General features: G+C 45.9%; 6 protein-coding genes. 2 read left to right on the top strand and 4 right to left on the bottom strand.

Annotated elements, in window-relative coordinates:
- Both QUA20_RS30135 and QUA20_RS30130 read right to left on the bottom strand, forming a co-directional pair.
- The coding region (locus QUA20_RS30135; protein ID WP_333193966.1) for a DUF3854 domain-containing protein at nucleotides 1-2,151 on the bottom strand (2,151 nt) is incomplete at its 3' end.
- A gap of 552 nt (nucleotides 2,152-2,703) precedes the next feature.
- Entirely contained in the window at nucleotides 2,704-3,951 is a 1,248-nt protein-coding gene (locus QUA20_RS30130) for a helix-turn-helix transcriptional regulator (protein WP_333193965.1), read from the bottom strand.
- A gap of 205 nt (nucleotides 3,952-4,156) precedes the next feature.
- Here QUA20_RS30130 and QUA20_RS30125 point away from each other — a divergent pair, with 205 nt between their 5' ends.
- Nucleotides 4,157-4,510, top strand: a complete 354-nt coding sequence (locus tag QUA20_RS30125; RefSeq protein ID WP_333049115.1) for an HNH endonuclease signature motif containing protein — start codon at nucleotides 4,157-4,159, stop codon at nucleotides 4,508-4,510.
- Nucleotides 4,511-6,302: 1,792 nt separating this feature from the next.
- On the opposite strand, the gene QUA20_RS30120 is transcribed toward QUA20_RS30125, so the two are convergent.
- Both QUA20_RS30120 and QUA20_RS30115 read right to left on the bottom strand, forming a co-directional pair.
- Nucleotides 6,303-7,907, bottom strand: coding sequence for a relaxase/mobilization nuclease domain-containing protein (locus QUA20_RS30120; protein WP_333193964.1), 1,605 nt, complete (start codon nucleotides 7,905-7,907; stop codon nucleotides 6,303-6,305).
- A gap of 65 nt (nucleotides 7,908-7,972) precedes the next feature.
- Nucleotides 7,973-8,386: a plasmid mobilization protein gene (locus QUA20_RS30115; RefSeq protein WP_333193963.1), complete on the bottom strand. Its 414-nt coding sequence runs from the start codon at nucleotides 8,384-8,386 to the stop codon at nucleotides 7,973-7,975.
- Nucleotides 8,387-9,559: 1,173 nt separating this feature from the next.
- Here QUA20_RS30115 and QUA20_RS30110 point away from each other — a divergent pair.
- Nucleotides 9,560-9,787, top strand: a complete 228-nt coding sequence (locus tag QUA20_RS30110; RefSeq protein WP_333193961.1) for a hypothetical protein — start codon at nucleotides 9,560-9,562, stop codon at nucleotides 9,785-9,787.
- Nucleotides 9,788-10,140: the final 353 nt, after the last annotated feature.

Here is a 10,140-nt window from a genome sequence, read left to right as displayed (position 1 = left end):
AGAGGTTTCTTGACCATATTTAGCACAGATTTCACTGTCATATTTAGCGCATTTTACAGGATATTGACCAGAGGTTTCTTGACCATATTTAGCACAGATTTCACTGTCATATTTAGCGCATTTTACAGGATATTGACCAGAGGTTTTCTGACAATATTCAGTAGGGCTTTTAGAGCCATATTTAGTACAGGTTATAGGAGAGCATTTGGCACGAGTGTTAAAGCCATATTCAGCACAGGTTATAGGACAAAAATTGGCACGGCTTTTTAACCCATATTCACCCCGGATTACAGGAGAATATTTGACATGGTTTTCAGAACTACATTCAGCAGGATTTTTACCACCAAAATCGGCACATTTTAAGCTTATAGGACAGCATTCGGCACGGCTTTCAATGTCACAACAAGTGATTTCTTGAGACAGAATTTGCTCCATTTGCACATACAGCGAAGCTGGGTTTGAAGTGGCAAAGAAAGTCACATCTCGCCCTCGTTTGGGCTGCCACTCATTGATAACAACCCAAGGGGAAATAGGGATACCTGCTATGGCTATTAAGTAGTCTATGCTGTAATCGGATAAGTCGGCATCTTGGGCAACAACTAAGCCGCCACTTGTCAAGACATTGTGGAGGAGTTCTTGCAGAGTTTGCAAGATGGCGACTCGGTTTTCGCGGCAAGTTGAACTGTTTAAGGCGTGCCAAATGACTTGTTCGCACTCATCGATGATGACGATCGCACCGAACCAGTCTTCAGGATTGAATTTAGCTTGAGATAGGGGGTGGAGGCTGTCTATGCACAAGCCGTATCCGAACAGTTTACCAAAGGCTGAGTCCCTAGTTTCGTCTATGTAGTTGATTCCTAAGCTGGCACAGATAGCCCTACCCAGTTGAATCCTATGGGTAATTATCAGCACGCGGCGATCGCCTGTGGAAAGGGATTGTGAGACTAAGTTGGTGAGGGCTTGGGTTTTGCCGGTGCCTTTGGGGGCTTTGATGCAGGCTAACCCGGACTCTGGATAGGGGAGTTTTCCCAGATAGCGAGAATTTAGCTTTAAAGAGGCGGGATAGGTTAAAAGCCATGATTCCCTATCAAGCCAGAATTGGAAGCCTTGCGCTTCATTTTTGAGGGCGCTGAAGGCATCTTCGCCCTTTGATACCACGAAATCGTCAACGCCTTTTTCTGGCCCTGGCAGGTTGATGACTTTGACGGGGCAATTAGCGGCTGTGAACAGGCGGCCGAGTTTGCCAATTTCCCGGTTGACGTTCTGGACGGTTTGGCGTTTGCTGTCGCGGTCAAAGCAGATATAGATTTCCCGCCCTGGGGTGGCGAAGTGTTGGAGTTCGGGGATGAGGTAGGGGTCGCATTTCTCCCCTTGAGGGGTTTTGGTTCTGACACCACCGGTGACACCGGGGAGGGCGATGGCGGCGTAGCCCAGTGTGAGTAGGCATCCGGCTTTTTTTGCGCCTTCGACGATTTGGACGGGGATGTTGTTGTCCCACACCCATTGCCAGAACTGAGGCTGGTTTGGGGATGAGGGAGCTCTTGAGCTCTTGGGCAGAGGGGCGGGGGGGCAGCAGGGGCTAGGGGCTCTTGAGCTCTTGGGCTCTTGAGCTCTTGAGCTCTTGGGCTCTTGGGCAGAGGGGAGATTTTCGTCCTCCATCTCCCCCGCTCCCCCTCTCAAGAGCTCAAGAGCTCTTCCTCTCCCCCTCCCCCCCTCTCCCAAATCCTCTGGGTAAATGGGGACACCGTAGCGGGCTGCGACTTTTGCCCAGATGTGGTCTGGAACTTGCAGGAAGAAGGCTCTGGTGGGGGTTTTGGGGGGGTGTTCGTATTTGATGGGTTTGATTTTGCCTTTGGGGTCAAAGGCATTTCGGGGCTGGTGGGGTTTGAAGCAGCCCCAATACATGGGTTGCCAGTTGTTGAGGGGGTCAAGGCCTGAGCACCACCAGCCACCAGCTTCGATGTGGCTGTAGTGCTTTCTGGCCCACCGCCATTGTGCGTCGGGGTGGACTCTGCCGGAGGCGGCGTTGATTTCGTACAGGAGGTATTGGTACGGGGTGTCGCCTGAGAAGGTTTGGACGTTGAGGGCGATGAGGTCGGGGTCTACGCCGCTTTCTAGCCATTCGGACAGGGGGGAGATGAGCGATGTCATTGGACACCCCCGGTGTTGGTGGAAGGTAGGGGTGTGAGGCTTTGTGGGTTAGTAGGTGGAGTTGAGCGGGCTTTTCGTCTGCACAGGGGTGCTTTTCTGATATCAGCGAGGTGGCGGGCAATTCCCGTGCGTTTGGTTTGACGGCAATGCTTCGAGCGCTTCTGACAATTTTCTCGTGTCACGTTTTGCGTTTTGCAGGATTTTGACCAACTCTCAGCCTGTCAGACTCGGTTGATGCGCTTAGTGACACTCCATCAAACTACTCAAACTACTCAGGAGATTTTTAGGCGCTGAAAGCTATACAGGGCAGGGTTTTCAAATTTAAAACTTTTCCGAATACCCCCAAAACTTTTCCGAATACCCCTAAAACTTTTCCGAATACCCCCAAAGTGTTTAGGCGCTGAAACCCATGTTATATAATTGATTCAAGCAAATTTGCCAATTTTTTAGGTGTTTAGCGGTTTAAACACTTTTGGTGTATTCGGAATGCTAAAAAGACCCCCTGAGCAGGGAGTCTTTCCGATGGATGCAAGATGCCTTTTGGTTGGCTAGTTAGTCATTTAAGCCAAGGTGACGAATTATCTGGGTTTTCAGGCTGGGCTTGATGGTATGTCGATAGCAGCCGTTTTCAATCTGAGATAGCTGGGATGCTGAAATCCCCAGCTCTTTTGCCATTGTTCTCAGGCTTTCTCCCAGAGCTTTCCGAGCTTCTCTCACCCACTGACCAAAAGCTATGGGTTCGGTTAGGTTGGCTGCTGGCTGAGCTGACTTCCGCTTGCGGGCGGGTCTTTTTGGCGGTTGCGGTTGCTCTGGTTTTGGTTCTGGTTGTGGTGGGTGTTTGGGTAGCGCTTCTGGCTGGCGTAAAGTCCCGTTAAGTTGTAGCCAGGTTTCAAACCAGTGATTGGGCTTTTTAACTTTGCTGTTTGGATGCGCCCAGTCTGGGACATCGGGCTCGTAGTCAAAGAGGTAGGGGTATTCAAAATTTCCCAGTGTTTTTAGCCCTCGATCGAAGCTGCGCTTTAAATTCGAGGCAGTAACTCCGTTTCTCTTGGCTGTCTCTATGTCGTTCTTATACCCGATTCGCGTCAGCAGTGTCTCTATTTGATACCGACCGCTTTTGTGCTGTTGCAGGGCAAATAGGGCAAAATAAGCCAGTCTGAGGGCCATTTTTTCCTGGTAGGAATCTAGTTTTAGCGCCTCGCTGGTAATGTACCCAAATTCCCGCAAGTATTCGTGACCTGCAAATTTCTCAAACCATTTGCCAGGGCGATAAGTGATTTCAATATCGATTAAGGTGTTTTTTTCTTCTTGATGAAACACCTCGGTAATTTGAAAAATCTCCCAGAGATTGGAGTGTTCAATAGTAAATATTTTATTGCGTATCCGCCAAGCTTTAACGGAAACTTCTAATCGTTTTAGCAGATATCCATGATAGGCTAAGGCTCTTAGTTTTTCTTCTTTAGAAAGGTATCGGGCTGGCTGGCTATTGGCGTCTCGTTCGGCTTTTGGGATGTAGTGTTTCTTTTTGTTATTCTCACCAAAGTCAGCTAAGAGTTTAGATGCTGATACTGTAATTTCCTCTCTCCAGACTTCGGGCTTGCGGAAGGCAATCATTGCTAGTGCATAGTGCAGTTTGAGGGTTTCTTCTCCGAAATTATGGGCGATAATTTCCTTGGCTTGATAGGCAATTTCAGCAAAGTCTGTTAGGTCAAAACGATCGCGGATTTGCAGTTCAACTCGACCTTTGGAAAAATCTTTGCCGCCATTCAAACTGGTTTCGCTTATTTCCCAGAAATCCATACCAGTGACTCCAGCCGTATAGATTGTATCTGTGATTGCACTACTGGGGCATTCTTCGTAGAATTTTCTTTGGCAGAGGCGGGGTTCTGTAGATGACTTATGTGACCGTTGCGATTGCTTTGGCTCCGCGTAGGAGCTGTTGCTAAGGTTATTAGAGTCTATATTAACCTCAAGGTTTTGATTATCGCAGATTTTCTTGCCAGACATGGGGGTGATCTGTCTCCACCTGTTATGGTCGGTCCATCGTGCTTGTCAGGTTGATGGGTTTGCTAATTACAAAGTTTTATCGTCGCATCACGAAGTAAATCGCTCTTCTGTGGGTAAAACCATTTGGGAGCCTGGGTCTAAATATTACAAAATAGCCCAAAACCAGAACTGGTTGTGTCCAATCTGTGGGGAAAATCTACACAATGGAGAAGCTCTAGAAACACACCACATAGTACCTCTTGTAAAAGGTGGAACAGATGAAATCGACAATCTTCAACACCTACATAAAATTTGCCATAAGACGGTACATAGTGGTAAACGTTCTGTGAAGGCAAAGGCCCCGGCCGTATGATGCGACGAGTAGCAAGTACGGTTCTGAGGGGAGGAGATACGGTGACGTATGCTCTCTTGCCCGACAGTCGCAAACACGGTTTCGGATGGGAGGGGTGGAGTAGTAATACTCCCCTCGACCCTAACCGATTTGGTGGCGTATGAGGACTTGATGGTTCGTAATATGGTCAAGAATAGACACTCTTGCAAATCGATCGGTGATGCAGCATGGACTCAGTATTCCCAATCAGTGGTGGGAGGATGTCAATCGAATGTCCGAATAAACCTGCAAGCCGCTTTGACGCAAGCTCCCCATTGACTCTATCAATCCGAGTGTACCTTGACCAAACTAATGCAGAAAAGTCGCTCTGACTGGTTCAAAATTTTTAGCGAAAAATAAGGAGGAAAAAAGAGGAGAAAACAGCACATTTATTACTCATTACACCTCCTATTTCCTACTTTTACCCTCACAATCAGTATAAATGCTTATCAATTTTGTAAAAAATTGTTGCTTTTAACACGATTTTTTGTATTTTAGACCCTTGTAAATCCTCCTCAATCCTCGTAATAAGTACGCTAGTCGCATAGCAAGCCATGTCAAATAGACGTACAAAAGTCGAATTTGAGCACTTTTTACCAATTTATGGTTTTTGCAAGACTGCGATGAGAACAGTTGGAAATTGAAGTTAGCTCACGCACACTCTGGGAAGCCAAGGCTCGAAAGTTTAATGGGCAGTTTGGACTTTGACGCTCGCTGTACACTCGCTCGCGTGAGTCGATATTGAAGCCAGGAGCGAGCCAGTTGGTGTACAGGACAGCCGCCTTTACGATGGAGCGTCGCCGGGTACGACGCATTCGAGTTGGTGCTGTTCGGCATCGGCGGCGGACGCCCTTTGCGTTCGCGCGCCCGCTATCCTGTTTGCAAGCGAAGCAGCCGGCTGATGCCGATGATCACGAGGGAATCGTTCGTCCGATAGCCAGCCTAACGCGATCACCTTCCACTTAGGATTCTGCATTCATGAGGTATATTATTTTTATTTAAATATAGTAAATAAGGTTTTGTACGGACAAAAACATTGCTTGCTACTAACAAAGAACAGCCATAACCAGTCCCAACAGGTTATGGCACGAACAGCACAAAAAAGCAGCAATTTGACCGAAAAAGTCAGGCTCTTGCTGGACATTTTTGGATAAAAACAGGTATGATACAGTCCCTGCAAAAGCCTGCATTCTCACGCTCTTTTGTACAGCAAAAGCCTGACTTTATACGGCACCTGCCAGACTTTAACGCTCCACAACAATTAGCTATTTTTTAGCGTTTTTAACAAAAGCTGAATTGAATTAAAAATCAAGTAGAGCAAGTGTGAGGAAATTGGCAGCGCAGCAGCCGTTATGCCAGCCTTGACAGCCGGGTGAAATGTTGTCGGGCCCGCGCTTTGCAATGGGCTAAACTGTTATTGTCCGATCGAGCTTGAAAGTCGGGTAAAAATTTACCTCCTGACCACGCTCGCGACTTGATTTTTTAGGGAGTAACGGCGATAGCCGGATGCGCCGCAATGTTCGCGAAAGCTGTATGTGCAGCGAAAATTGTTGACAAATATATTGGAACACTTATAATAATTATTGGCAGCGGTATCAGTAATTAATGTCGCAATTAGGAATTTTTTTAGCTAGCGTTTTGCTTGCTTAAACCACAATCAACAAGACTTACGTAAAGGCTCTATCTGTATGCTGCGTACGGAACACCTTACGCCACAGATAGTCTAAAAATTCCTCAGTTGCGTAAGTTCTATCATTTTTTTAAGCTGTAAAAGCTAATCCAGTTCGATGTCTTGGGTGCGCTGTTTATAATGTTCGTTATTGTGTTGAATATCTTGCTGTTCTTGCTCAATTAATTGTATCCAGATCTCATTCCAACTTGACTGTGGATTAACAATTTCTGCATTCGGTAGCAGCTCGCTCGCATTTCGAGCGAGCATATAATCTTCTGCGAGCGCTATAATAACGCTATCAAGTTCTTGTAAGAATTGTATAGGCAGTTGTGAAGCTCGTTCAATTCCTAGGTAAATTGTGGGTGGTGGTGTTGTAGAGTTATCCTGGTTATTTTCCTGTTCAATAAGCAAAATTGAAAGGGCTTCTATTGGGTTACAAGCAATCACAGCTCGCTCAATTTCTCCGGTAGTGGCTACCCAGAAAGCAGCTTCAGATGACAGAGAATGGGTTGTAGTAAAGTTGCCTCTTTCATCGAGAACAAAAGCGAGCCTGGGTTCCCCCTCAAGCGTCCGTGCCGTAAAGACAGCCTTTTCTGAGCCGGCATACAGCCAAGAATGAGAGTGCAATAAATTAAGCAATTCTAAAGGTAAACTGTACTCGACTGCTAGATGCGATCGCACTTTTTGCCACTGAGTTTCATTCCTTTCAGGTAGGATTGACAGTTGTAACTCTAACTCATTTGCTGTTGCAGGAGTTGCAAGTGCGGTTGCTGCTAGCTCAGATTGTGACAACTCTAACTCATTTGCTGTTGCACTCGTTGCAGGTGCGATTGCTACTAACTCGAATAGTGACGACTCTAACTCATTTTTCTCTGCCTCGCTGGGGGCGATAGCTAAGTGTTGTGGCTGCATTAAAGCCTCAATTAGGGCGTTATCTCGCCCTCTGTCATAGCTAACGCCTCGATGCTTCTGCAATCCAGAAAAAGTGTAAGCTTTACCTAATTGAGTGCCACTTAAGGCGACTCCATCTAACTTGTAAGAAATGCCTTTACTGAAGCCGATTCCAGTTTGTGTAACTTGCACCTCTACGCCTTGTTGCTGCAACCGCTCAACGAATTCTGGCATACTTGGGTTGTCTTTGGTAACTTCATCAATTAGGTCTTGCAATTGCACCCTGACGCTCTTGTTTCCCTTGCTTTTTAATTGCCTGTGTTCTCCTGTAGTCTGAGCTCGCTTGTCTGTTTCCCAACTGGGTGTAACAGTTTCCAGGTTGTAGTTCCGTTCGAGTTGGCGAATAGTTTCTTGGCTTTTGTAATAATCCCAACTATCGTCAACAACACCTCCATCGAGGCAAATGCGACTGGCGACGATGTGGATGTGGTCGTGTTCTGTATCGCTGTGCTTGACAACTGCGTATTGGTTGTTGTCAAATTCCATCGCTTTCATGTAGTTGGCTGCGATAGCCAGCCAGCGCTGGTCATTTTCTTCAGAATCTTCTAGTTTTTCGGTGCTATCGACAGATAAAGTGGCGTGAAAAACTGCTACTTTCAGGTTAGGTCTTAGTTGTCGGGCGATGCCAAATTCAGCAGCGAGTTCTTCAGGAGTTTGTCCGCACATAGTACCGCCAATTAGAGCGGCGTGTTTTTTGCCCAGCACGTAGTTTAGACAGCCCCGAAAGCCTGTACCTTTGATTTGTTTGCCAATCATAACCGAAAGACCGTCAGTTGCACAGAATCGATTGCTCAGGCGGTAAAGCCCAGGTTTGTTAATAATTAGCGTACTGTAGATTTGGCGAGGTTTGCAACTATAGCTTTAATTGCCTTCCCGTTTTCTCGAATGAGTTGCTGTACGCTTTCTAAGAGTTTTGTATTGACAACAACGGGTTCTCCCAATGCCACAGCACTATTGCAAGCTTTAGCAATCTGATTGAGGTTGTTTCCTGCAATTCTCAATTGGGCATCAATCTTGCATAAAACTTGATAGGCTTTTAAGTCAAATGCAGCTAGAGGGCGCGGCATGGTTCTCCTCAAAGCTGCACGGCGCATGAAGTCGCTCATGCTCAAATTGACTAGCGAGGCTCTTGCTTTAATTTGATTGTAATCTGAGTCAGACAATCTCAGTTCCAGCCGACTCGAAAGTCTCTGATTTTGCTGCTGTTGAGGAAATTCCTTGAGCTTCATAGCCATGATAATAGTTGAGTTTATCTCATTTTATAAATCTCTAACTACTTTCAAATTCACCCCAAAAGAGCAAACTAGGGGCGTAAAGTGACCCCCGCCATTTAAGGATAACTGGTTGCGAGCGCTACTCAATAACTGACAATCTATCCATTTGCTTTTTAAAGTGTTTGCTCGACAGGCGAGGGTGTTGTCAGCTCCCTTCTCCCTCTCATTTCTTATAGCTGTATAATATTAAGCTTAATTTGTATTACAGTTAGCTACATTTGTCAGTAAAGCTTAAGAAAGTCTTAAATCTGACCAGGCGGCTAGGATTCCGCATTCATGAGGTGCATTGTTTTTATTTAAAAGTAATAAATAAAGCTTTGTACGGACAAAACCATTGCTTGCTACCGAGAGAGAACAGCCAAAACCAGTCCCAACGGGAAAGGGAATGAACAGCACAAAAAAGCAGTAAAGGGACAGGAAAATGCAGGCACGATTCAGGGGTTTGCAGTACAAAAACAGGTAAAGTGCAGTTCCTGCAAATGCCTGTATCCTCACTGATTTTGTACAGCAAATGCCTGACGTATTACTGCAAATTCCTGCGTTGCGAGCGATCGCTACTTACAGTCGATGGCTATCGTGTTGGCAACTGTAAAAGTCAAGGCATAATCCGCCCTTCGAGCGCTCGACCTTCGTCATTAACATTTCCTCGATCGTCCGATGTTTGAAATAAAGGAAAGCTGTTTCTTTTATTCGATAGCAAATTATTCTCAGTCGTGAGAGGCCCAATGACCGAATAATTACGAAGGTCGGATGAAGGATTGTGAATTATTCGCTTCCTCCGGTTTAATTCAATCTTGTGATCGAAGCGCAGTTCCCTCCTACGCACTCGGTTTACAGCAGTCGTGAGGGAAATGCGCGCTTGGTTTACAGCAGTTGTGAGAGAACAGCGGCTTCATTTACAGCAGTCGTGAGGGAAATGCGCGCTTGGTTTACAGCAGTCGTGAGGGAACGGTGGGCTTGATTTACAACAATCGTGAGGGAACGACTGCTTGGTTTACAGCAGCCGCTAGACTCCCAACTATCAATGCTCGTTATAGTTCTCCACCTGATGAGTACAGGCAGTAATCTCTATTCATGGGAGGTGCATTGTTTTTATTTAAAAGTAATAAATAAAGCTTTGTACGGACAAAACCATTGCTTGCTACTAATCAAGAACAGCCAAAACCAGCCTCAAAAGGCAAAGGCACGAACAGCACAAAAAAGCAGCAATTTGACCGACAAATTCAGGCATTTGCAGGATATTTTCAGGTAAATACAGGTAAAGTGCACCCCCTGCAAATACCTGTAATTTTACTGATTTTATACTGCAAACGCCTGACTTTATACGGCACTTGCCTGACTTTAGCGCTCCACAACAATTAGCTATTTTTTAGCCTTTTTAACAACAATTGGATTGACTTAATAGTCAAGTTACGACACCTAAGTTGAATTAAGAATCAAGTTGAGCAAGTGCGAGAAAATTGGCAACACAGTAGCCGTTATACCAGCCTTGACAGTCACGTAAATTGCTGTTGTCGGACTGGCGCTTTGCAATGGGCTAAACTGTTGTTGTCTGATAAAGCTTGACAGTCGGCTAAAGATTTACCGCCTGACTCGGTTTACAGTAGTCGCTCGACTCCTAGCTATCAATGGCGGTTATATAGCGATCGCAAATCATTCATAAATCGATCGAGGGTTCGATCGAGCAGTAGTTTCATGAGAATGTTGGCTCAAAA

The organism is Microcoleus sp. Pol7_A1 (genome assembly GCF_036701085.1).
GTDB classification, from domain to species: Bacteria; Cyanobacteriota; Cyanobacteriia; order Cyanobacteriales; family Microcoleaceae; genus Microcoleus; species Microcoleus asticus.
Note: the sequence above shows the minus strand (reverse complement) of the source record. Positions and strands in the feature narration are given on the sequence as shown.

What these genes read in the sequence shown, in the direction of transcription:
- QUA20_RS30120 (WP_333193964.1), bottom strand. Translation starts at nt 7,907, where the DNA reads ATGATTGGCAAACAAATCAAAGGTACAGGCTTTCGGGGCTGTCTAAAC.
- QUA20_RS30125 (WP_333049115.1), top strand. Translation starts at nt 4,157, where the DNA reads ATGGGGGTGATCTGTCTCCACCTGTTATGGTCGGTCCATCGTGCTTGT.
- QUA20_RS30115 (WP_333193963.1), bottom strand. Translation starts at nt 8,386, where the DNA reads ATGGCTATGAAGCTCAAGGAATTTCCTCAACAGCAGCAAAATCAGAGA.
- QUA20_RS30130 (WP_333193965.1), bottom strand. Translation starts at nt 3,951, where the DNA reads ATGGATTTCTGGGAAATAAGCGAAACCAGTTTGAATGGCGGCAAAGAT.